Consider the following 23,225-nt stretch of genomic DNA (forward strand, 5'->3'; position numbering starts at 1 on the left):
ACGGCAGCGAGGGACGGGGCCGCGGAGGACCGACCGGGAGCGGCCGGAGCGGCGGGTGCTCCCGGCAGGGCTGCCGCCCCGGCTACACGTACCGTTCGAGGATCGACGACTCGGCCAGTCGCGACAGGCCCTCGCGCACGCTGCGCGCCCGCGCCTCGCCGACACCGTCGACCGTCTGGAGATCGTCGACGCTCGCGGCGAGCAGCTTCTGCAGGCCGCCGAAGTGCTCCACCAGCCGGTCGATGATCGCCCCGGGCAGCCGCGGCACCTTCGCCAGCAGCCGGAAACCGCGCGGCGACACCGCCGAGTCGAGGGTCTCCGGGGAGCCGCTGTAGCCCAGCGCCCTTGCCACGACCGGGAGTTCGAGCAGTTCGGTGTGGGACAGCGCGTCCAGCTCGGTGAGCGCCTCCGCCACCGTGCGCGAGCGCTTCGCGGTCGGCTCCGGCACATAGTCGCGCACGACCAGCTCGCGCTCCGGCTCCACGCCCGCGATCAACTCGTCGAGCTGGAGCGAGAGGAGCCGGCCGTCGGTCCCGAGCTCCACCACGTACTCGGCGATCTCGGTCGCGATCCGGCGGACCATCTCCAGACGCTGGGCGACGGCCGTCACGTCCCGGACCGTCACCAGGTCCTCGATCTCCAGGGCGGAGAGCGTGCCCGCGACCTCGTCGAGCCGGAGCTTGTACCGCTCCAGTGTGGCGAGCGCCTGGTTGGCGCGGGAGAGGATCGCGGCGGACTCCTCCAGGACCCGGCGCTCCCCGTCCACGTACAGCGCGATGAGGTGCATCGACTGCGAGACCGAGACGACCGGGAAGTTGCACTGCTTGGAGACCCGGTCCGCCGTGCGGTGCCGGGTGCCCGTCTCCTCGGTGGGGATCGAGGCATCCGGGACCAGCTGGACGCCGGCCCGCAGGATCTTGGTCATGTCCTTGTCGAGGATCAGTGCTCCGTCGAGCTTGGCGAGCTCGCGCAGCCGGGTCGCGGTGAACTCCACGTCCAGCACGAACCCGCCGGTGCACATCGACTCGACGGTCCTGTCCATGCCGAGCACGATCAGCCCGCCGGTGTTGCCACGGAGGATGCGCTCCAGGCCGTCCCGCAGGGCCATTCCGGGCGCGACGGCGGTCAACGAGGCGCGCATCAGCGCCTCGTTACCGGTGCCTTGGCCGGACTTTCCGGGCGATGCTGCCCGGTCGCTGGCTGCCACTGCACTCCTCCGGTCACAGGTTTGCGGTGCCCCTCGGGGCCTCTCGTCCGGATCGAACCCGATCCGGTTGAAAGACCCTATGTCCCTCATACCGTTCGTACGGACGGGCGAGACCAGGGCAAAGTCTACCGGCGTGCGCCGTCCTCCTGTGGGGCCTGTGCGCGAGAGCGGCGCGGGAGCACCCTGAGCGCATCGCCCATGTTGGCCACTTCTGTGACCTTCATACCGGCCGGGACCTTTCCCGGATCGGTCGGGACCAGGGCGTGCGTGAAGCCCAGACGGTACGCCTCGGCCAGTCGGCGCTGGACCCCGGTGACCCGTCTGACCTCGCCCGCGAGCCCCACCTCGCCGATCGCCACCAGGTTCTTCGGCAGGGGTGTGTCGCTGGCCGCGCTGGCCAGGGCGAGCGCGATCGCGAGGTCCGCGGCCGGTTCGGAGAGCTTCACGCCGCCGACCGTGGCGCTGTAGATGTCCCGTTTGCCCAGCGAGCTGATCCGGCCGCGCTGCTCCAGGACGGCCAGCATCATCGAGACCCGGGACGTCTCCAGCCCCGAGGTCGTGCGCCGGGGCGACGGGATCTGGGAGTCGACGGTGAGGGCCTGCACCTCGGCGACCAGCGGGCGCTTGCCCTCCAGGGTGACGGTCAGGCAGGTGCCGGGCACGGGCTCGTCGCGGCGGGTGAGGAAGAGGCCGGAAGGGTCGGCGAGGCCGGTGATGCCCTCGTCGTGGAGCTCGAAGCAGCCGACCTCGTCGGTCGCCCCGTAACGGTTCTTGACGCCGCGCACGAGCCGGAGCCGGGCATGCCGGTCGCCTTCGAACGACAGCACCACGTCGACCAGGTGCTCCAGCAGCCGGGGCCCGGCGATCGCGCCGTCCTTGGTGACATGGCCGACCAGCAGGGTCGACATACCGCGCTCCTTGGAGGCCCGGATCAGCGCCCCGGCCACCTCGCGGACCTGCGCCATCCCGCCGGGCGCGCCCTCGATCTCGGGGGAGGCGACGGTCTGTACGGAGTCCAGGACGAGCAGGGACGGCTTGACGGCGTCCAGATGGCCGAGGACCGCGGACAGGTCCGTCTCGGCGGCCAGATACAGATGGTCGTTGATCGCCCCGATCCGGTCGGCACGCATCCTGACCTGGCTGGCGGACTCCTCCGCCGTGACGTACAAGGTGCGGTGCTCGTCGCTCGCGGCCTTGGCCGCCACGTCCAGCAGCAGCGTCGACTTCCCCACGCCGGGCTCGCCCGCGAGCAGCACGACGGCACCGGGCACCAGGCCGCCGCCCAGCACCCGGTCCAGCTCACCCACGCCCGTCGAGCGGGCGGTGGCCTGGCGGCTGTCGACCTGACCGATGGGGAGCGCGGCGGTGGAGACGCGGCCGGCCGCCGTGGTGCGCACCGCGGGGGCGCCGCCGAACTCCTCGACCGTCCCCCAGGCCTGGCACTCGGGGCAGCGGCCGAGCCACTTGGCGGTCGTCCAGCCGCATTCGGTGCAGCGGTAGGACGGCCGGTCCTTCGCGGATTTCGTACGGGCAGCCATGGCGCCACCGTATAGGTGGGGTCGGACAGTGCGGCCCGCAGCGGTGCGGGCGCGGGCGGCGGGGCCCGGGCGTGGGCGCGGAATCACGGATTCCTGTCCCTTATTGAGCGATACGTTCACCCGTAAGGGTTAAATGTGCTCAAGGGGTGCCAGGGCCCTGCCCCGCGCTGCCTACGGTCGCAAGGTGACGAGCAGCAGGCTGGAGACCCCCACGAACACCCCCGGCGCACACCGGGCGCAGCACCGCGCGCCCCACTCCTCGCCGAAGCGGCCTCCCGCCCGTTACGAGCCGCATCTCGACGGCCTGTTCACGTACTGCCTCTCCGTGCTCTGCGACCACGACGCCGCCACCGAGACGCTCGGCGGCGTACTGGCGCTGGCCGAGCGGCAGAACGGCCGGTGTCCCACCGGCGAGGAGGAGCGCAGAACCTGGCTGTACGCCCTGGCCAGGTGGATGTGCCTGCGCAGGCTCGGCGAGCAGAAGCAGGGCCGCCGGGCGCACCGCAGGCCCGACGGGCCGCAGGCGCGCAGGCAGCCGGCCAGGGCGCAGGACGACCACCGCACCACCGCCGTACCGGGGGCCCGCGCGGGACGGCGTGCGCCCGGGGGCGCGCACGCCACGAAGCCGGCGTCCGCAGCACCCGCCGCGCCTTCCGCGCCCCCGACGTCCTCCGCGCTCCGGTCCGCCGCGTCGGCGTCCGCCCCGCCCGCCGTCCCCCTGTCCTCCGCCGTCCCCATGGAGAGCCCCGCATCCGCCGAGGCGCACCGCCGGGAGCTGGCCCAGCTGGCCTGGCCCGAGGCGGCGGGCACCACCCCCGAACAGCGCGAGGCGCTGGAGCTCGCGGTCCGCCACCGCCTCACCCCGCGCGCGGTCGCCGCCGTCCTCGGGCTGGAACCCGCGACGGCCCGGGAGCTCCTGGCCGCAGCCGCCTGCGAAGTGGAACGGACGAGGGCCGCCCTCGCGATCGTCGACAAGGGCAACTGCCCCGCGGTCGGCCGGCTCACCGGCGACCACCGAGTGCTGCTCTCCGCCACCCTGCGCCGCGAGCTCGTACGGCATGTGGACGACTGCCCGAGCTGTCGCCGCGCCGCCGAGCGGGCCGGCGCCCAGGGCCCCTGGCCGGGCGCAGCGGTCACGCCCGTGGCCGCGCTGGCGGTCGTCGAGGCGCCGCGCCCCTCCGCCTATGTGGCGATGATGTACGCGCAGAAACATCAGAAGAATCGGTCCGCCACTCCGCGGTTCGACCGGACGGGTTTCCCGATGGACCCGAAGGACCACGCCGCGCGCCGGGACCGGATGCGGTCCAGGGTCATGACGACGACGGTCGTCGCCACGGTCGTCGCCGCCCCCGTGATCGCCCTGTGGTCCGCCTACCGGGGCGCGCCGCTCACCGGCGAGGGGCGCGACGGTTCGGCGGTCACCGCGACCGAGGCGGACGGCGACCACGAGAGCGACGACCCGTACGGCCACTACGAGAACGCGGGCAACGCCCGCCCCGAGCCCGGCCCCGGCTTCACGGACGGCGCCCGCCTCCCGGACGTCTCCGCCGAGGTCATCAGCGTGGGTACGGACCCGGACGGGGGCGGCGCGGGGGCCGCCGCGGGCCGCCTCACCGTCGAGGCCCGGTCCTCCGGCGGCACGACGACGATCACGCTCACCGCGTCGAAGACGGGCCCGGTCGTCTGGTCGGCCGGCACGGGCCAGTCCTGGCTGCGCATGAGCAGCACCTCGGGAACGCTCGCGGCGGGCGACAGCATCACGGTCCGCGTCCTCGTGGACCACGCGCGCGAACCGGACGGGTACTGGACGGCACGGATCGCCGTCGCCCCCTCGGGGTCGGTCGTGGCGATGCACGGGTACGGCGGACCGGCGTCGACCACCGCACCGCGGCCGCCCCTGCCGAGCGGCCCGGTCCGCCCGCACCCGCCCGTTCCGCAGGAGCCGTCGCCGTCCTCACCGGACCCCGACCCGACGCCCACGCCGACACCCGGCCCGTCGGACACCCCGACGCCGACGGACCCGGGTTCACCGAGTCCGTCCCCGGACCCGACGACGGACTCCCCGTCCCCGGCGGACCCGGGCAAGGGCCCGAGCACCCCGCCGGCGGCGGACTGACGGGCCCGGGGGCCCTACGCCGGGTTCACCGGGTCCGCCGGGTGGGGGGCCATCGGCAGCAGCGAGGAGAGCCGCTCCTCGCACAGCTCGACCAGCCGGTCGTACGCCTGCTTGCCCATCAGCTCCGTGAGCTCCGGCCGGTACGACACGTACACCGGCTCTCCGGCACCGTGCGCCGATGTCGCCGACGTGCACCACCAGTGCAGGTCGTGCCCGCCCGGTCCCCAGCCCCGGCGGTCGTACTCACCGATCGTCACCTGGAGGATGCGCGTGTCGTCGGGCCGGTCGATCCAGTCGTACGTACGCCGGACCGGCAGCTGCCAGCACACGTCCGGCTTGGTCTCCAGGGGCTCCTTGCCCTCCCGCAGCGCCAGGATGTGCAGGGAGCAGCCGGCTCCCGCGGCGAATCCGGGACGGTTCTGGAAGATGCAGGACCCTTCCCAGCGCCGCGTCTGGCGCTCCCCGTCGTCATCGGTCTGGACCCAGCCCGACTCCGTGCCCACGTCGTGGAACTGCCACAGGTCCGGGGTGAGCCGGGCGACATGACCGGCCACCCGCTTCTCGTCGTCCTCGTCCGAGAAATGGGCGCCCAGGGTGCAGCACCCGTCGTCCGCGCGACCGGCCTGGATGCCCTGGCAGCCACTGCCGAAGATGCAGGTCCACCTGGACGTCAGCCAGGTCAGGTCACATCGGAAGACCTGCTCGTCATCGGCGGGGTCCGGGAACTCCACCCACGCCCGCGCGAAGTCGATCCCCGTCTCGTCGGACCCCTGGGGTCCGTCTGTCTGCGGCTGCTGCATCTCCTGCTTCGTCTTCTGTTTCTTCGTGACTTTGCCCGGCTTCGCCTTTTTCGTCTTTGGCACGCGCCCAGAGTAAGACCGCGGGGCGCATGGGCGGAGACAGTGCGCCGGTCCACCCCCGCCCGAAGCCGCAGTAGCGTTCTGCATATGAGACTCGGAGTCCTCGACGTGGGGTCGAACACGGTTCATCTGCTGGTGGTCGACGCGCACCCCGGCGCCCGCCCGCTGCCCGCGCACTCGCACAAGGCGGAGCTGCGCCTGGCCGAGCTCCTCGACGGGGACGGGGCGATCGGCCCGCTCGGCGTGGACCGGCTGGTGACGACGATCGCCGGTGCGCTCCAGGCCGCCGAGGACAAGGGCTGCGAGGACGTGCTGGCGTTCGCCACCTCCGCGGTGCGGGAGGCGAGCAACGCCGACAAGGTGCTCGCCCGGGTGCGGGACGAGACGGGTGTCGACCTCGCCGTCCTCAGCGGCACGGAGGAGGCCCGCCTCACCTTCCTCGCCGCGCGGCGCTGGTTCGGCTGGTCGGCGGGGAAGCTGCTGGTCCTGGACATCGGCGGCGGTTCGCTGGAGATCGCGTACGGCATCGACGAGGAGCCCGACGCGGCCGTGTCGCTGCCGCTGGGCGCCGGACGTCTGACGGCCGGCTGGCTGGCGGGCGATCCGCCGGATCCGGCACAGGTGAAGGAGCTGCGCCGCCATGTACGGGCGCGGATCGCCCGCAGCGTCGGCGAGTTCACCCGCTTCGGCCGCCCCGACCATGTCGTGGCCACGTCCAAGACCTTCAAGCAGCTCGCCAGGATCGCCGGTGCCGCACGCTCCACCGAAGGGCTGTACGTGCAGCGCACCCTCAGCCGCAAGGCCCTGGAGGAGTGGGTGCCGAAGCTCGCCGCGATGACGGTGGAGGAGCGCGGGACCCTGCCCGGCGTCTCCGAGGGACGGTCCGCCCAGCTGCTGGCGGGCGCGCTGGTCGCGGAGGGGGCGATGGACCTCCTGGGCGTCGAGGACCTGGAGATCTGCCCCTGGGCGCTGCGCGAGGGAGTGATCCTGCGCCGCCTGGACCACCTGACGTCGAGCGAGGACGTGGCCCTCAACTGAAAGGGGCCGCCCCCGGGCGTGTCGCCGTCATGGCCCTTCTCACTTTCGGCCGGACGCCCTCGGCGCCGCGCATCGCTGCCCGTACGCTGTCTGCGTGGCAGAACCAGTGGTGCGCATCCCGGATGCGAAGGTCGCCCTGTCGACGGCCTCGGTCTATCCGGAGTCGACGGCGACGGCCTTCGAGATCGCCGCGCGCCTGGGATACGACGGCGTCGAGGTCATGGTCTGGACCGACCCCGTCAGCCAGGACATCGAGGCCCTGCGCCGGCTCTCCGACTATCACCAGGTGCCGATCCTGGCCGTTCACGCCCCCTGTCTCCTGATCACGCAGCGGGTCTGGTCCACCGATCCCTGGGTGAAGCTCCAGCGGGCGCGCGCCGCCGCCGAGAAGCTCGGTGCGTCGACGGTCGTCGTCCACCCCCCGTTCCGCTGGCAACGCAATTACGCCCGCGACTTCGTCACGGGGATCTGGCGGATGGCGGACGAGACCGATGTCCGGTTCGCCGTCGAGAACATGTACCCGTGGCGCTACCGGGACCGCGAGATGCTCGCGTACGCCCCCGACTGGGACGTCGCCAACGACGACTACCGCCACTTCACGGTCGACCTGTCGCACACCTCGACGGCACGGACGGACGGCATGGCCATGGTCGACCGGATGGGCGACCGGCTGGCCCACGTCCACCTGGCCGACGGCAAGGGCTCGGGCAAGGACGAGCACCTGGTGCCCGGCCGGGGCGACCAGCCCTGTGCCGAACTGCTGGAGCGGCTGGCCCGTACCGGCTTCGACGGCCACGTCGTCATCGAGGTCAACACGCGCCGCGCGATGTCCACCGCCGAACGCGAGGCCGACCTCGCCGAGGCGCTCGCCTTCACCCGGCTGCACCTCGCCTCCTCCGCGCAGGTGCCGCGCCCGTGACCCCGGGTGCCGAAGCCCCGGGCCCCAGGCGCCGCGGCCGTCCCGCCCGCACCACGGCGACGGCGGGTCCCGACGCGCGTACCCGGATCCTGGAGTCCGCCCGCACGGAGTTCGCCGAACGCGGCTACGACAAGACGTCGGTCCGCGGGATCGCGAAGACGGCGGGCGTGGACCCCGCGCTGGTCCATCACTACTTCGGGACGAAGGACGAGGTCTTCGCCGCCGCGATCGAGCTCTCCTTCGAGCCCGCCCTGGTGGTCCCGACGATCCTGGGCGGCGACAAGGACGGCCTGGGGGAGCGGCTGGCCCGCTACTTCATCGCGATCTGGGAGAACCCGGCGTCCAGGACACCGCTGCTGGCGGTCCTGCGGTCGGCCCTGACCAACGAGGCGGCGGCGAGCGTCCTGCGCGGCTTCGTCCTGCGCCGCCTGCTCGGACGGATCGCGGAACAGCTCGACGTACCCGACGCCACCTTCCGCGCCGAACTGGCGGCCTCGCACATGGTGGGCATCGCGATGCTGCGGTACGTGCTCAAGGCGGAGCCCCTGGCATCGGCGCCCCCGGAAAAGATCATCGAGATGGTGGCCCCCACCCTGCAGCGCTACCTGACGGACAACTCAAGCCCCAGCCCCTCCACCGATCCGGACGGCCCGGGCCATCCAAGCCCCTCCGGCGATTGAGATCGGGGCCCCCACGGTCCGCCCGCACCCCGCACCCACACTGCACTCACCCCCGCCCACCCCCTGAGCACCGCATCCCGCATTCCGGACACCCTGTCCAGATCCTGGCACCGGAGGCGTACGCTCGGAACCAGTCTTTTCTGTCGAAGGAGCGAGAGACGATGCCCCAGCTGAGGTCCCGCACTGTCACCCACGGCCGCAACATGGCGGGCGCCCGCGCCCTTATGCGCGCGTCGGGCGTAGCGAGCGAGGACATCGGCAAGCCGATCATCGCGGTCGCCAACTCCTTCACGGAGTTCGTCCCCGGCCACACCCACCTCGCCCCCGTCGGCCGGATCGTCTCCGAGGCGATCAAGGCCGCCGGCGCGGTGCCCCGCGAGTTCAACACCATCGCGGTGGACGACGGCATCGCCATGGGCCACGGCGGCATGCTCTACAGCCTGCCCTCCCGCGACCTCATCGCCGACAGCGTCGAGTACATGGTCGAGGCGCACTGCGCCGACGCGCTGATCTGCATCTCGAACTGCGACAAGATCACCCCGGGCATGCTGATGGCCGCGATGCGTCTCAACATCCCCACGGTCTTCGTCTCCGGCGGCCCGATGGAGGCCGGCAAGGCCACCCTCGTCGACGGCACGGTCCGCAAGCTGGACCTGGTCAACGCCATCAGTGACGCGGTCGACGAGAGCATCTCCGACGAGGACATCCTCCGGATCGAGGAGAACGCCTGCCCCACCTGCGGCAGCTGTTCCGGCATGTTCACCGCCAACTCGATGAACTGCCTGACCGAGGTCCTCGGTCTCTCCCTCCCCGGCAACGGCTCCGTCCTCGCCACGCACACCGCTCGCAGGGCGCTGTACGAGGACGCCGGCCGCACGGTCGTCGAGATCACCAAGCGCTACTACGAGCAGGACGACGAGACGGTCCTGCCGCGCGCCATCGGCACCCGCGCCGCGTTCGACAACGCGATGGCGCTGGACATCGCCATGGGCGGCTCGACCAACACGATCCTGCACCTGCTGGCCGCCGCCGAGGAGGCCGAGCTGGCGTACAACCTCGACGACATCAACGAGGTCTCCCGCCGGGTCCCGTGCCTCTCCAAGGTCGCGCCCAACGTGGCCCCCGGCGGTACGTACTACATGGAGGACGTCCACCGGGCCGGCGGCATCCCCGCCCTCCTCGGTGAGCTCCACCGCGGCGGTCTGCTGAACGAGGACGTGCACTCGGTGCACTCCGACACGCTCGCCGAGTGGCTCAAGAACTGGGACATCCGCGGCGGCTCGCCGTCCCCCGAGGCCGTCGAGCTGTGGCACGCGGCCCCGGGCTGTGTCCGCTCCGCGACCGCGTTCTCGCAGTCCGAGCGCTGGGACACCCTCGACCTGGACGCGGCCGGCGGCTGCATCCGCGACGTGGCGCACGCGTACTCCAAGGACGGCGGCCTCGCGGTCCTCAAGGGGAACATCGCCGTGGACGGCTGCGTCGTGAAGACGGCCGGCGTCGACGAGTCGATCTGGACCTTCGAGGGTCCGGCGGTCGTCTGCGAGTCCCAGGAGGACGCCGTCGACAAGATCCTCCGCAAGGAGATCACGCACGGCGACGTCGTCGTCATCCGTTACGAGGGCCCGCGCGGCGGACCCGGCATGCAGGAGATGCTCTACCCGACCTCGTTCCTCAAGGGCCGGGGCCTCGGCAAGACCTGCGCGCTGATCACCGACGGCCGCTTCTCCGGTGGTACGTCGGGCCTGTCCATCGGCCACGCCTCGCCCGAGGCGGCGTCCGGCGGCACGATCGCGCTGGTCGAGGACGGCGACCGGATCCGGATCGACATTCCGAACCGTTCGATCGAGCTCCTCGTGGCCGACGACGAGCTGACCGCCCGTCGCGAGGCGCTGAACGGCGTGTACGCGCCGAAGAACCGTGAGCGCAAGGTCTCGGCGGCGCTGCGCGCCTACGCGGCCATGGCGACGAGCGCGGACCGCGGTGCCGTCCGCGACGTCTCCAAGCTGGGCTGAGCCACCCGCTTCCGGCCCCTCCCCGGAGGGGCCGGAAGCGCGGTCCGCCACAGCGCGTGTGGCGTGAAACCAACTCCCCGTGACCGTCTGCTCGCAGTAGGCTCGCACCCTTGTCATGCAAGGATCATGATTGGGGGAGCATGCGCACTTCCGTACGCCGCCCGGCGATCATCGCGGCGGCCGTCGCCGCCCTCGCGGCACTCGGCGCCACCCCGGCCGGCGCCACCCCGGCCGGCGCCACCCCGGCCGGCGCCACCCCGGCCGGCGCGGCCACGGCGGCCGCCACCCCGGCGGGGATCTGTGGATCCGGGTACACCCAGATCGACTCGCACGCGTTCCGGAACGCGTCGACCGAACTGGCCCGCGTCCATCTCCTCTACAACGCGAGCACCAGGTCCAACTGCGTCGTCACCTTCCACTCCGCCTCCACCAGCGGCTACGCGCTGACCACCGGCGCCTGGCTCGACGTGGACGGGGACGGCAAGGGCCAGGCCAAGGACCAGGGGGCGTACTCCTCGTACGCGGGACCCGTCAGGCTCGCCGCGGGCAGCCGCTGTGTGAAGTGGGGCGGCATGATCGAGGCAGGTGTCGGCACGTACACCTACACGAGTTCCTGGGAACACTGCGGCTGAACGGCACCCGCACCCGCACCGTGCGCGGCGCCGCCGCGCACGGCTGCCCGGGCTCCGCCCCGACCCTGGGATAATCGGTCGCGTGACCGAGAACAGCGACACCCCCGACGGCACGGCTCCCGGCACCACCGAGTCCGGCGCGACGCCCACCGGCACCCCCGCGACCGCCCCCGGCCCGCAGCCCGAGCCCATCCGCTTCTTCGGCACGACCTGGGTCGCCCACGACGGCAACTACGGGCTCCGCAGGGCCGGAGCGGCCATCGGGTCGCTGGCCGCCGCGGTCGCCTCCTGCTTCGTGCTCCGCTTCGCCTACCAGGGCCTGGAGATCGCCGATGTCGGCAGCTTCGTCGGCCTGCTGGTCGTCCTGATGTTCGCCATCTGCAGCGCGGTCGCGTTCCGCAAGACGTGGGAGGGCTTCAGCCGCCGCCCGGCCGACCCGGCCCGCGAGGACACGCTGCGCGGCCTCAAGACCATCGGCTTCGTCGGCTCGCTCCTCGCGTACTTCTTCCGTACGTTCACCGAGGCGCCGGGCGAGAAGCTCCGCCGCGCGGAGTACGAGGCGGCCCAGGTCCGGTTCGCGAAGCGCCGCTCGTCCAGGACCGGCAACCCGGCGGCCCGCAAGGCGGCCAAGGCGAAGAAGCCGCGGCGCAAGTAGGGGACCCGGCCCGTCCCGTACGGCCGGGGGCCACGATGGCCCCATGACCGCAACGGATTCCCCGGAACACGCCGCCGCGCGCCCCTCCCGCGCTCTGTCCTTCGAGGGGGCGGCCGCCCAGTACGCCGCCGCCCGCCCCGGCTACCCCGCCGCTCTTTTCGACGCCGTCGAGGAACTCGCGGGCCTGCCCCTGCACGGTGCCCGCACGCTCGACGTGGGCGCGGGCACCGGCATCTCCACCCGACGCCTCCACGACCGCGGCGCCCGCGTCGTCGCCGTGGAGCCGGGACCCGGCATGGCGGCCGAACTGCGCCGGTCCCTGCCGCACGTTCCGCTGGTGCGGGGTGACGGCAACAGCCTCCCCTTTGCCCCGGCCTCGGCCGACCTGATCACGTACGCGCAGTCCTGGCACTGGACCGACCGCGCCCGCTCAACGCCCGAGGCCCTGCGCGTTCTGCGGCCGGGCGGGGCGCTCGCCCTCTGGTGGAACGTCTCCGACCACACCGTCCCGTGGGTCGCCGACCAGGACACCCGGCTGCGGCACTTCTTCCGCGACGAGGTCGGGGCCGAGGACGAAAGCGCCCACGGCGCGCCCGCCCGCACCCGCGGTCTGCTGCCCGAGCTCGCCTTCGAGCACCGCCGTATCCCCTGGACCCGGCGCGTCGCCCTCACCACACACCTCGACAACCTCGGCAGCCACTCCGCGTTCCTGGTCCTCGGCGAGGAACCCACCCGGCGCTTCCTCGCGGAGGAGCGCGAGCACCTCGCGCGGCTCTTCCCGGACGGCACGGTCGAGGAGGCATACGTCGTCGACCTGAACGTCGCCGTCCGCTGACAGTCCGGCCCTGCCCGGTCCCTTGACGGCGGCGCCCACCGGGACCAAAATTCATCACGTGATGAATTCTTCGGGTGCCGCCATCGAGGCCCGTGGCCTCACCGTCGTACGAGGCAGCCGCACCGTCCTGAAGGGCCTCGGCTTCGCCGTCGAACCCGGCAGGATCACGGGCCTCCTCGGCCCCTCCGGCTGCGGCAAATCCACCCTGATGCGGGCCGTGGCCGGTACCCAGGCCAAGGTCACCGGCACCCTCGAAGTCCTGGGCAGCCCGGCAGGCCACCCCGCCCTCCGGCCACGGATCGGATACGTCACCCAGGCCCCGTCCGTCTACACCGACCTCACCGTCCGGCAGAACCTCGACTACTTCGCGGCGATCCTCCAGCCGGGCCGCCGGCACCGGGAGGACCGCCGCGCGGCCGTCACCCGCGCGATCACCGAGGTGGACCTGAGCAGCCACGCCGGCGACCTCGCCGGCACCCTCTCCGGCGGCCAGCGCACCCGCGTCTCCCTCGCCGTCGCGCTGCTCGGCACCCCCGAACTCCTCGTCCTCGACGAACCCACCGTCGGCCTCGACCCGGTGCTCAGGCGCGACCTCTGGAACCTCTTCCACCGCCTCGCCGCCGACCGCGGCACCACCCTGCTCGTCTCGTCCCACGTCATGGACGAGGCCGAGCGCTGCCACCGGCTGCTCCTGATGCGCGAAGGCGAGATCCTCGCCGACGACACCCCCGAGGCCCTGCGCCGGGGCGCCGGATCCGACACCGTCGAAGAAGCCTTCCTCCACCTGGTCGACGCGGCCGCCACCCGTCAGGAGAACGCCCGATGACTACGACGACCACCGGCACCCCGCCCCTGAGCGCGGCGCGCACCCTCGCCACCGCCGGCCGGGTCCTGCGCCAGCTGACGCACGACCCGCGCACGGTCGCGCTCCTGCTGCTGATCCCGGTTCTGATGATCACGCTGCTGCGGTACGTGTTCGACGGGAGCCCGCAGACGTTCGACTCCATCGGCGCCTCGCTCCTGGGCATCTTCCCGCTGATCACGATGTTCCTGGTGACCTCGATCGCCACCCTGCGCGAACGCACCTCGGGCACCCTGGAGCGCCTCCTCGCCATGCCACTCGGCAAGGGCGACCTGATCGCCGGCTACGCGCTCGCCTTCGGCGCCGTCGCCATCGTCCAGTCCCTCCTGGCCACGGCCCTCTCGGTCTGGGCCCTCGGCCTGGACGTCACCGGATCACCGTGGCTGCTGCTCCTGGTCGCCCTGCTCGACGCCCTGCTGGGCACGGCGCTCGGCCTGTTCGTCTCGGCCTTCGCGGCATCCGAGTTCCAGGCCGTCCAGTTCATGCCGGCCGTGATCTTCCCGCAGCTCCTGCTCTGCGGACTCTTCATCGCCCGGGACCGGATGGCCCCCGTCCTGGAAGCGATCTCGAACGTCCTGCCCATGTCGTACGCCGTCGACGGCATGAACGAGGTCCTCCACCACACCGACATCACCGGACACTTCATCCGCGACGTCGTGATCGTCGGCGGCTGCGCCCTCCTCGTCCTCGGCCTCGGCGCAGCCACCCTCCGCCGCCGCACCACCTGACGGGCCGGTGCGAGGATGGCGCCACGAGAACCGTGAGCACCGCCCGGAGGGTGAAGCGCATGACCCAGACAGTTGCAGTCCTCGGCACCGGCAAGATCGGCGAGGCCCTGCTCAGCGGCATGATCCGGGCCGGCTGGCGTCCGGCGAACCTGCTGGTCACCACCCGCCGCTCCGAGCGTGCCGCCGAGCTGCACGACCGCTACGGCGTCGACGCGGTCACCAACGCGGAGGCCGCCAAGCGCGCCGACATCCTCATCCTCGCGGTCAAGCCCCAGGACATGGGCCGTCTCCTGGACGAACTCTCGCCGCACCTCACCGCCGACCGCCTGGTCATCAGTGCCGCGGCCGGCATCACGACCGCCTTCATCGAGGAGCGCCTCACCGCAGGCACCCCGGTGGTCCGCGTCATGCCGAACACCCCCGTCCTGGTCGACGAGGGCATGTCCGTCATCTCCGCGGGCAGCCACGCCACCACCGGACACCTCGCCACCGCGGAGTCGATCTTCGGAGGCGTCGGCAAGACCCTGCGCGTCCCCGAGTCCCAGCAGGACGCGGCGACCGCCCTGTCCGGCTCGGGACCCGCCTACTTCTACTTCCTCGTCGAGGCGATGACGGACGCCGGCATCCTGCTCGGCCTGCCCCGCGCCCAGGCCCACGACCTCATCGTGCAGGCCGCCATCGGCGCCGCCGTGATGCTCCGCGACAGCGGCGAGCACCCGGTCAAGCTCCGCGAGGCCGTCACCAGCCCGGCCGGCACCACGATCAGCGCCATCCGCGAACTGGAGAACCACGGCGTACGCGCCGCTCTCATCGCCGCCCTCGAAGCGGCCCGCGACCGCAGCCGCGAGCTCGCCTCCGGCAACGGCTGAGCCAGGGCCCGGGTGGGGATGCCCCGCGGCGTCGCGCGGCCGCTTCTTCTTTCCCGGGACGACCCGACCCGGGTCCTACTCCGCGGCAGCGATCAGCTCCGCACTGCGCACCACCTTCGCGAACCCACCGCCGTGCAACGACACGGCGGTGGCCCGCGCCAACTCCTGCGCACCGAGCGTCCACCCCCACGGACCGGTCCCGTCGAAGGTGTACGTCGCGTCGAGCGCGAAGAACACCTCGTAACCCAGGTTCCCCGCCATCCGCGCCGTCGTCTCCGCGCACATATTGGTCTGGATCCCGGCCACCACGATCTGCCGCACTCCTGCGGCGTTCAGCCACGCACCCAGATCCGGCGTCCCGTAGAACGCCGAGTTCACGCTCTTCGCCACGAACAGTTCCGCCCCGCCGCCCTTTCCCCGCCGCTCCTCCACGTACGGCTTGAAGTCGTTCCCGGGATATCCCACCCGCAACGGCGAATCGGGCTTGGGCGAGTCATGCCGTACGAAGACGACGGGCCGGCCGCTCGACTGCCAGGCATCGATCAGCCCGGCGATGTTCTCGTCCGCCTCGGGATTGTTCCGCGGCCCCCAGTACGCCTCCTCCTCGAATCCCTGCTGCACTTCCACCACGACCAGCGCTGCGTTGCCTGCGATCTCCATGGCTACGATCCTGCCGCTGGGGACTCCGGCAGCCCAGAGGTCAAAAAGTCATCGATCGATGCTTTACTGCCAGCATGCCGACGCTTGGGACTCCTCATTCCGCCCCCACCCGGATCGCCCTCGTCTCCTTCCCCGGTGTCCGGGCGTTCGATGTCTCGGTCATCACGGAGGTATGGGGCGTGGACCGTACGGACCGCGGAGTGCCGCGGTTCGACCTGCACCGCACCGCGGTCACCGATGCCCCCATTCCGTTGCGCGGCGGCCTCTCCCTGACCCCCGACCGCACGCTGAGCTGGCTGGCCCGCGCCGACCTGATCGTCGTCCCCGGGCTCGACGACCATGTGACACCGGCCCCGGAGCCGGTCCTCGCAGCCCTGCGCCGCGCTCACGCCCGCGCGACGCCGATCGCGGCCCTCTGCGGTGGCGCCTTCACCCTGGCTCAGGCGGGCCTCCTGGACGGCCGGCGGGCAGTCACCCACTGGAACCTCACGGACCTCCTGCGCACCCGCCATCCCGCCGTGACCGTCGTACCGGACGCTTTGTTCGTCCACGACGACCATCTCTGGACGTCCGCCGGAACGGCAGCCGGTATCGACCTCTGCCTCCACCTCGTCCGGACGGCCCATGGCGCCGAGGCGGCGGCGACGATCGCACGGTCGATGGTCACGGCGCCCTTCCGTACCGGCACCCAGGCCCAGTTCATCGAGCACCCCACGCCGCACACCGACCGCGACGCCGACACGCTCGCCGATGTCCGTGCCTTCGCCCTGACCCGCTTGGCGGATCCGCACACGGTGGCGGAGCTGGCCGACCGGGCCGGCATGTCGCCGCGCTCCTTCGCCCGCCATTTCCAGGCGAGCACCGGCACCACACCGCTGCGCTGGCTGATCGCCCAGCGCATCGCCGCAGCTCAGAAACTGCTGGAGCGCACGGACCTCCCGCTGCCCGAGGTGGCCCGCCGCACGGGCTTCGGCAGCGAGATCACCATGCGCCAGCACTTCGCCACCCACCTGGGCACCAGCCCCCGCGACTACCGGCTCGCCTTCCACCGCACCCCGACGAGGACCGGGGTTGACACGCCCCCCTCGCATCCGTAGTGTGCTCCGAGTTGTCCGACGTGAGCGCCGACCCCGGTCGGTCCCCGGACAGCCATTCCGCAGTAACCACAACGAGCGAGCGACAGCTGTCGCCTGTCTCTGCGTGCGCATTCGCGAAATGAGGAATCCACGTTCGAAGGAACGTGACCCCGATTAGCGTCGAGGCCCCGGATTCCGCTAACGTCTCACTCGTCGGAACGGCCCAACAGCCGCGAGGACAAGCCCCGCTGACTGGGAATCAGGCCCGAAAGGATCTGATAGAGTCGGACTCGCCGGAAAGGGAAAGCGCGAAAGCGAAGAACTGGAAAGCGAGAATGCGAAACCCGCTTCGACCGGGAACCGGACACGAAAGAGTCTGATAGAGTCGGAAACGCAAGATCGAAGGGAAGCGCCCGGAGGAAAGCCCGAGAGGGTGAGTACGAAGGAAGCGTCCGTTCCTTGAGAACTCAACAGCGTGCCAAAAGTCAACGCCAGATATGTTGATACCCCGACCTGTTTCGGCAGGTTCGAGGTTCCTTTGAAAGTCCTGCCAGGCCTTTACCGGCTTGGTAGGCAATGCACACAGCGAGGACATAGCGAACGGCCGGTCCTATTCCGACTCGGTTGTTCCGCTCTCGTGGTGTCTACCCGATTACGGGAAAACATTCACGGAGAGTTTGATCCTGGCTCAGGACGAACGCTGGCGGCGTGCTTAACACATGCAAGTCGAACGATGAAGCCTTTCGGGGTGGATTAGTGGCGAACGGGTGAGTAACACGTGGGCAATCTGCCCTTCACTCTGGGACAAGCCCTGGAAACGGGGTCTAATACCGGATAATACTTTCTCTCTCATGGGGGAAGGTTAAAAGCTCCGGCGGTGAAGGATGAGCCCGCGGCCTATCAGCTAGTTGGTGGGGTAATGGCCTACCAAGGCGACGACGGGTAGCCGGCCTGAGAGGGCGACCGGCCACACTGGGACTGAGACACGGCCCAGACTCCTACGGGAGGCAGCAGTGGGGAATATTGCACAATGGGCGAAAGCCTGATGCAGCGACGCCGCGTGAGGGATGACGGCCTTCGGGTTGTAAACCTCTTTCAGCAGGGAAGAAGCGAAAGTGACGGTACCTGCAGAAGAAGCGCCGGCTAACTACGTGCCAGCAGCCGCGGTAATACGTAGGGCGCAAGCGTTGTCCGGAATTATTGGGCGTAAAGAGCTCGTAGGCGGCTTGTTGCGTCGGTTGTGAAAGCCCGGGGCTTAACCCCGGGTCTGCAGTCGATACGGGCAGGCTAGAGTGTGGTAGGGGAGATCGGAATTCCTGGTGTAGCGGTGAAATGCGCAGATATCAGGAGGAACACCGGTGGCGAAGGCGGATCTCTGGGCCATTACTGACGCTGAGGAGCGAAAGCGTGGGGAGCGAACAGGATTAGATACCCTGGTAGTCCACGCCGTAAACGTTGGGAACTAGGTGTTGGCGACATTCCACGTCGTCGGTGCCGCAGCTAACGCATTAAGTTCCCCGCCTGGGGAGTACGGCCGCAAGGCTAAAACTCAAAGGAATTGACGGGGGCCCGCACAAGCAGCGGAGCATGTGGCTTAATTCGACGCAACGCGAAGAACCTTACCAAGGCTTGACATCGCCCGGAAAGCCGTAGAGATACGGCCCCCCTTGTGGTCGGGTGACAGGTGGTGCATGGCTGTCGTCAGCTCGTGTCGTGAGATGTTGGGTTAAGTCCCGCAACGAGCGCAACCCTTGTTCTGTGTTGCCAGCATGCCCTTCGGGGTGATGGGGACTCACAGGAGACTGCCGGGGTCAACTCGGAGGAAGGTGGGGACGACGTCAAGTCATCATGCCCCTTATGTCTTGGGCTGCACACGTGCTACAATGGCCGGTACAATGAGCTGCGATGCCGCGAGGCGGAGCGAATCTCAAAAAGCCGGTCTCAGTTCGGATTGGGGTCTGCAACTCGACCCCATGAAGTCGGAGTTGCTAGTAATCGCAGATCAGCATTGCTGCGGTGAATACGTTCCCGGGCCTTGTACACACCGCCCGTCACGTCACGAAAGTCGGTAACACCCGAAGCCGGTGGCCCAACCCCTTGTGGGAGGGAGCTGTCGAAGGTGGGACTGGCGATTGGGACGAAGTCGTAACAAGGTAGCCGTACCGGAAGGTGCGGCTGGATCACCTCCTTTCTAAGGAGCATCTAGATTCCGCAAGGAATCCAGAGACCATTTCGTCGGCAAATGTTCGACGGTGGTTGCTCAAGGGTGGAACGTTGACTATTCGGCACGATGAGCACGGTTTCGTTAGTACTGCTTCGGCGTGGAAAACGGGAACGGGTTGATCGGGTCGGGCACGCTGTTGGGTATCTGAAGGTACGGGCTCATTTGAGTCTGTCCTTCGGTTGCCGGCCCCAGTGAACTCGTTCTTCGGAGCGGGGTGATGGGTGGCTGGTCGTTGTTTGAGAACTGCACAGTGGACGCGAGCATCTGTGGCCAAGTTTTTAAGGGCGCACGGTGGATGCCTTGGCACCAGGAACCGATGAAGGACGTGGGAGGCCACGATAGTCCCCGGGGAGCTGTCAACCAAGCTTTGATCCGGGGGTTTCCGAATGGGGAAACCCGGCAGTCGTCATGGGCTGTCACCCGCTGCTGAACACATAGGCAGTGTGGAGGGAACGAGGGGAAGTGAAACATCTCAGTACCCTCAGGAAGAGAAAACAACCGTGATTCCGGGAGTAGTGGCGAGCGAAACTGGATCAGGCCAAACCGTATGCGTGTGATACCCGGCAGGGGTTGCGCATGCGGGGTTGTGGGATCTCTTTTTCATGGTCTGCCGGCCGTGAGACGAGTCAGAAACCGTTGATGTAGGCGAAGGACATGCGAAAGGTCCGGCGTAGAGGGTAAGACCCCCGTAGCTGAAACATCAACGGCTCGTTTAAGAGACACCCAAGTAGCACGGGGCCCGAGAAATCCCGTGTGAATCTGGCGGGACCACCCGTTAAGCCTAAATATTCCCTGGTGACCGATAGCGGATAGTACCGTGAGGGAATGGTGAAAAGTACCGCGGGAGCGGAGTGAAATAGTACCTGAAACCGTGTGCCTACAAGCCGTGGGAGCGTCGCTGTGTGTGCTTGCACATGCAGTCGTGACTGCGTGCCTTTTGAAGAATGAGCCTGCGAGTTTGCGGTGTGTTGCGAGGTTAACCCGTGTGGGGAAGCCGTAGCGAAAGCGAGTCCGAATAGGGCGATTTAGTAGCGCGCTCAAGACCCGAAGCGGAGTGATCTAGCCATGGGCAGGTTGAAGCGGAGGTAAGACTTCGTGGAGGACCGAACCCACCAGGGTTGAAAACCTGGGGGATGACCTGTGGTTAGGGGTGAAAGGCCAATCAAACTCCGTGATAGCTGGTTCTCCCCGAAATGCATTTAGGTGCAGCGTCGTGTGTTTCTTGCCGGAGGTAGAGCACTGGATAGGCGATGGGCCCTACCGGGTTACTGACCTTAGCCAAACTCCGAATGCCGGTAAGTGAGAGCACGGCAGTGAGACTGTGGGGGATAAGCTCCATGGTCGAGAGGGAAACAGCCCAGAGCATCGACTAAGGCCCCTAAGCGTACGCTAAGTGGGAAAGGATGTGGAGTCGCAGAGACAACCAGGAGGTTGGCTTAGAAGCAGCCACCCTTGAAAGAGTGCGTAATAGCTCACTGGTCAAGTGATTCCGCGCCGACAATGTAGCGGGGCTCAAGCGTACCGCCGAAGTCGTGTCATTCCAGCATGTACCCCCAACGGGGGCTGGGATGGGTAGGGGAGCGTCGTGTGCCGGGTGAAGCAGCCGCGGAAGCGAGTTGTGGACGGTTCACGAGTGAGAATGCAGGCATGAGTAGCGATACACACGTGAGAAACGTGTGCGCCGATTGACTAAGGGTTCCTGGGTCAAGCTGATCTGCCCAGGGTAAGTCGGGACCTAAGGCGAGGCCGACAGGCGTAGTCGATGGACAACCGGTTGATATTCCGGTACCCGCTTTGAAACGCCCAATACTGAATCAGGCGATGCTAAGTCCGTGAAGCCGGCCCGATCTCTTCGGAGTTGAGGGTAGTGGTGGAGCCGACGAACCAGACTTGTACTAGGTAAGCGATGGGGTGACGCAGGAAGGTAGTCCAGCCCGGGCGGTGGTAGTCCCGGGGTAAGGGTGTAGGCCGTGTGGTAGGTAAATCCGTCACACATTAAGGCTGAGACCTGATGCCGAGCCGATTGTGGTGAAGTGGATGATCCTATGCTGTCGAGAAAAGCCTCTAGCGAGTTTCATGGCGGCCCGTACCCTAAACCGACTCAGGTGGTCAGGTAGAGAATACCGAGGCGTTCGGGTGAACTATGGTTAAGGAACTCGGCAAAATGCCCCCGTAACTTCGGGAGAAGGGGGGCCATCACTGGTGAGGGAACTTGCTTCCTGAGCTGGGGGTGGCCGCAGAGACCAGCGAGAAGCGACTGTTTACTAAAAACACAGGTCCGTGCGAAGCCGTAAGGCGATGTATACGGACTGACGCCTGCCCGGTGCTGGAACGTTAAGGGGACCGGTTAGCTGACTTTCGGGTCGGCGAAGCTGAGAACTTAAGCGCCAGTAAACGGCGGTGGTAACTATAACCATCCTAAGGTAGCGAAATTCCTTGTCGGGTAAGTTCCGACCTGCACGAATGGCGTAACGACTTCTCGACTGTCTCAACCATAGGCCCGGTGAAATTGCACTACGAGTAAAGATGCTCGTTTCGCGCAGCAGGACGGAAAGACCCCGGGACCTTTACTATAGTTTGATATTGGTGTTCGGTTCGGCTTGTGTAGGATAGGTGGGAGACTTTGAAGCGGCCACGCCAGTGGTTGTGGAGTCGTCGTTGAAATACCACTCTGGTCGTGCTGGATGTCTAACCTGGGTCCGTGATCCGGATCAGGGACAGTGTCTGATGGGTAGTTTAACTGGGGCGGTTGCCTCCTAAAGAGTAACGGAGGCGCCCAAAGGTTCCCTCAGCCTGGTTGGCAATCAGGTGTTGAGTGTAAGTGCACAAGGGAGCTTGACTGTGAGACCGACGGGTCGAGCAGGGACGAAAGTCGGGACTAGTGATCCGGCAGTGGCTTGTGGAAGCGCTGTCGCTCAACGGATAAAAGGTACCCCGGGGATAACAGGCTGATCTTCCCCAAGAGTCCATATCGACGGGATGGTTTGGCACCTCGATGTCGGCTCGTCGCATCCTGGGGCTGGAGTCGGTCCCAAGGGTTGGGCTGTTCGCCCATTAAAGCGGTACGCGAGCTGGGTTTAGAACGTCGTGAGACAGTTCGGTCCCTATCCGCTGTGCGCGTAGGAATATTGAGAAGGGCTGTCCCTAGTACGAGAGGACCGGGACGGACGAACCTCTGGTGTGCCAGTTGTCCTGCCAAGGGCATGGCTGGTTGGCTACGTTCGGAAAGGATAACCGCTGAAAGCATCTAAGCGGGAAGCCTGCTTCGAGATGAGTATTCCCACCCTCTTGAAGGGTTAAGGCTCCCAGTAGACGACTGGGTTGATAGGCCAGATGTGGAAGCCCGGTAACGGGTGGAGCTGACTGGTACTAATAGGCCGAGGGCTTGTCCTCAGTTGCTCGCGTCCACTGTGTTAGTTCTGAAATAACGAACGGCCGTGTTTTGTTCCGGTGTTGGTTAATTTCATAGTGTTTCGGTGGTCATTGCGTTAGGGAAACGCCCGGTTACATTCCGAACCCGGAAGCTAAGCCTTTCAGCGCCGATGGTACTGCAGGGGGGACCCTGTGGGAGAGTAGGACGCCGCCGAACTCCTTTTGATAGTTAAGCCCCGTGCCCTTGTGGCACGGGGCTTTTCTGCGTTCCGACCGTTTAAGGTCGTGGCATGCGCTACGAACTGGTCATCTTCGACAACGACGGTGTGCTCGTGGACAGCGAGCCGATCTCCAACACCATCCTGGCCGGCTACCTCACCGAGCTCGGGCACCCCACCTCGTACGAGGAGTCCCTCCGTGACTACATGGGGTCCGCCGTGCACCGGGTGCACGACCTCGTCGAGGAGCGGGGCGGGGAGAAGCTGCCCGCGGACTTCGACGACACGCTCCACTCACGGATCTTCGCCGCGTTCCAGCGGGAGCTGGAACCCGTCCCCGGCGTGCAGGAGGTGCTGGGGGAGCTCGTCGCCGACGGGATCCCGTACTGCGTCGCCTCCTCCAGCAGCCACGAGCGGATCCGGGTCAGCCATCACCGGACCGGGCTCGATCAGTGGTTCGAGGAGGAGTGGATCTTCTCGGCCGAGGACGTGGGCCGGGGGAAGCCGGCACCCGACCTGTTCCTCCTCGCCGCCGAGCGGATGGGTGTCGCTCCCGAGCGGTGCGTCGTCATCGAGGACAGCCCGCTGGGCGTCGAGGCGGCCAGGGCCGCGGGCATGGACGTGTACGGGTTCACGTCGATGATGCCGGCGGACCGGCTGACCGGTGTGACCGGGCATTTCTCCGACATGGGACAGCTGCGGGAATTGCTTGCCTGACGTCTCT

The 23,225-nt window shown here is 68.3% G+C and carries 17 protein-coding genes and 3 rRNA genes; 16 read left to right on the top strand and 4 right to left on the bottom strand.

Annotated elements, in window-relative coordinates:
• Window positions 1-82: 82 nt before the first annotated feature.
• Together disA and radA are read right to left on the bottom strand one after the other, a co-directional pair.
• Entirely contained in the window at window positions 83-1,207 is a 1,125-nt protein-coding gene (disA, locus tag OG959_RS21170; protein ID WP_114245192.1) for a DNA integrity scanning diadenylate cyclase DisA, read from the bottom strand.
• A gap of 125 nt (window positions 1,208-1,332) precedes the next feature.
• The gene (gene radA / locus OG959_RS21175) at window positions 1,333-2,745 is read right to left on the bottom strand and encodes a DNA repair protein RadA (protein ID WP_148020034.1); all 1,413 of its coding nucleotides are present in this window, start codon (window positions 2,743-2,745) and stop codon (window positions 1,333-1,335) included.
• 184 nt (window positions 2,746-2,929) lie between these two features.
• On the opposite strand from radA, the gene OG959_RS21180 reads away from it, so the two are divergent.
• Window positions 2,930-4,861 (top strand): hypothetical protein, encoded by a 1,932-nt coding sequence (locus OG959_RS21180; protein ID WP_326660670.1) that lies wholly within the window; start codon window positions 2,930-2,932, stop codon window positions 4,859-4,861.
• Window positions 4,862-4,875: 14 nt separating this feature from the next.
• Here the strand turns inward: OG959_RS21180 and OG959_RS21185 are convergent, their stop codons facing one another.
• A complete protein-coding gene (locus tag OG959_RS21185) occupies window positions 4,876-5,724 on the bottom strand; it encodes a hypothetical protein (protein ID WP_326660672.1) in 849 nt (282 codons plus the stop codon).
• A gap of 84 nt (window positions 5,725-5,808) precedes the next feature.
• On the opposite strand from OG959_RS21185, the gene OG959_RS21190 reads away from it, so the two are divergent.
• From OG959_RS21190 to proC, 10 genes are all read left to right on the top strand, one after another.
• Window positions 5,809-6,759, top strand: a complete 951-nt coding sequence (locus OG959_RS21190) for a Ppx/GppA phosphatase family protein (RefSeq protein WP_326660674.1) — start codon at window positions 5,809-5,811, stop codon at window positions 6,757-6,759.
• 109 nt (window positions 6,760-6,868) lie between these two features.
• On the top strand, window positions 6,869-7,678 hold the full coding sequence (locus OG959_RS21195) for a sugar phosphate isomerase/epimerase family protein (RefSeq protein ID WP_442805753.1): 810 nt from the start codon (window positions 6,869-6,871) through the stop codon (window positions 7,676-7,678).
• On the top strand, window positions 7,675-8,358 hold the full coding sequence (locus OG959_RS21200) for a TetR/AcrR family transcriptional regulator (RefSeq protein ID WP_326660678.1): 684 nt from the start codon (window positions 7,675-7,677) through the stop codon (window positions 8,356-8,358). The genes OG959_RS21195 and OG959_RS21200 overlap by 4 nt, the downstream gene beginning before the upstream one ends.
• Window positions 8,359-8,519: 161 nt before the next feature.
• Window positions 8,520-10,370 carry a dihydroxy-acid dehydratase gene (gene ilvD / locus OG959_RS21205; RefSeq protein WP_326660680.1) on the top strand — a complete coding sequence of 617 codons (1,851 nt, stop codon included), beginning with the start codon at window positions 8,520-8,522 and terminating at the stop codon, window positions 10,368-10,370.
• A gap of 140 nt (window positions 10,371-10,510) precedes the next feature.
• Entirely contained in the window at window positions 10,511-11,002 is a 492-nt protein-coding gene (locus tag OG959_RS21210; RefSeq protein ID WP_326660682.1) for an acetyltransferase, read from the top strand.
• An 82-nt stretch (window positions 11,003-11,084) separates the two neighbouring features.
• A complete protein-coding gene (locus OG959_RS21215; RefSeq protein WP_326660684.1) occupies window positions 11,085-11,657 on the top strand; it encodes a hypothetical protein in 573 nt (190 codons plus the stop codon).
• Between the two features lie 43 nt (window positions 11,658-11,700).
• Window positions 11,701-12,492 (top strand): class I SAM-dependent methyltransferase, encoded by a 792-nt coding sequence (locus OG959_RS21220; RefSeq protein WP_326660686.1) that lies wholly within the window; start codon window positions 11,701-11,703, stop codon window positions 12,490-12,492.
• A gap of 61 nt (window positions 12,493-12,553) precedes the next feature.
• Window positions 12,554-13,318: an ABC transporter ATP-binding protein gene (locus OG959_RS21225; protein ID WP_326666524.1), complete on the top strand. Its 765-nt coding sequence runs from the start codon at window positions 12,554-12,556 to the stop codon at window positions 13,316-13,318.
• Window positions 13,315-14,082, top strand: a complete 768-nt coding sequence (locus OG959_RS21230; RefSeq protein WP_326660688.1) for an ABC transporter permease — start codon at window positions 13,315-13,317, stop codon at window positions 14,080-14,082. The genes OG959_RS21225 and OG959_RS21230 overlap by 4 nt, the downstream gene beginning before the upstream one ends.
• A gap of 59 nt (window positions 14,083-14,141) precedes the next feature.
• A complete protein-coding gene (gene proC, locus OG959_RS21235; RefSeq protein WP_326660690.1) occupies window positions 14,142-14,951 on the top strand; it encodes a pyrroline-5-carboxylate reductase in 810 nt (269 codons plus the stop codon).
• Window positions 14,952-15,026: 75 nt separating this feature from the next.
• On the opposite strand, the gene OG959_RS21240 is transcribed toward proC, so the two are convergent.
• Window positions 15,027-15,611 (bottom strand): cysteine hydrolase family protein, encoded by a 585-nt coding sequence (locus OG959_RS21240; RefSeq protein ID WP_326660692.1) that lies wholly within the window; start codon window positions 15,609-15,611, stop codon window positions 15,027-15,029.
• A gap of 74 nt (window positions 15,612-15,685) precedes the next feature.
• On the opposite strand from OG959_RS21240, the gene OG959_RS21245 reads away from it, so the two are divergent.
• The 5 genes from OG959_RS21245 to OG959_RS21265 all read left to right on the top strand — a co-directional run bounded on the left by OG959_RS21245 (window position 15,686) and on the right by OG959_RS21265 (window position 23,218).
• Window positions 15,686-16,708, top strand: coding sequence for a GlxA family transcriptional regulator (locus OG959_RS21245; RefSeq protein ID WP_326660695.1), 1,023 nt, complete (start codon window positions 15,686-15,688; stop codon window positions 16,706-16,708).
• A 644-nt stretch (window positions 16,709-17,352) separates the two neighbouring features.
• A 16S ribosomal RNA gene (locus OG959_RS21250) occupies window positions 17,353-18,878 on the top strand.
• 301 nt (window positions 18,879-19,179) lie between these two features.
• Window positions 19,180-22,304: ribosomal RNA gene (locus OG959_RS21255) — 23S ribosomal RNA — on the top strand.
• Window positions 22,305-22,383: 79 nt separating this feature from the next.
• A 5S ribosomal RNA gene (rrf, locus tag OG959_RS21260) occupies window positions 22,384-22,500 on the top strand.
• Together the 16S, 23S and 5S rRNA genes form the textbook arrangement of a ribosomal RNA operon.
• Before the next feature lie 73 nt (window positions 22,501-22,573).
• Window positions 22,574-23,218 (top strand): HAD family hydrolase, encoded by a 645-nt coding sequence (locus OG959_RS21265; protein WP_326660697.1) that lies wholly within the window; start codon window positions 22,574-22,576, stop codon window positions 23,216-23,218.
• Window positions 23,219-23,225 lie beyond the last annotated feature (7 nt).

This window comes from Streptomyces sp. NBC_00385 (genome assembly GCF_035917155.1).
Taxonomy (GTDB): Bacteria; Actinomycetota; Actinomycetes; order Streptomycetales; family Streptomycetaceae; genus Streptomyces; species Streptomyces poriferorum.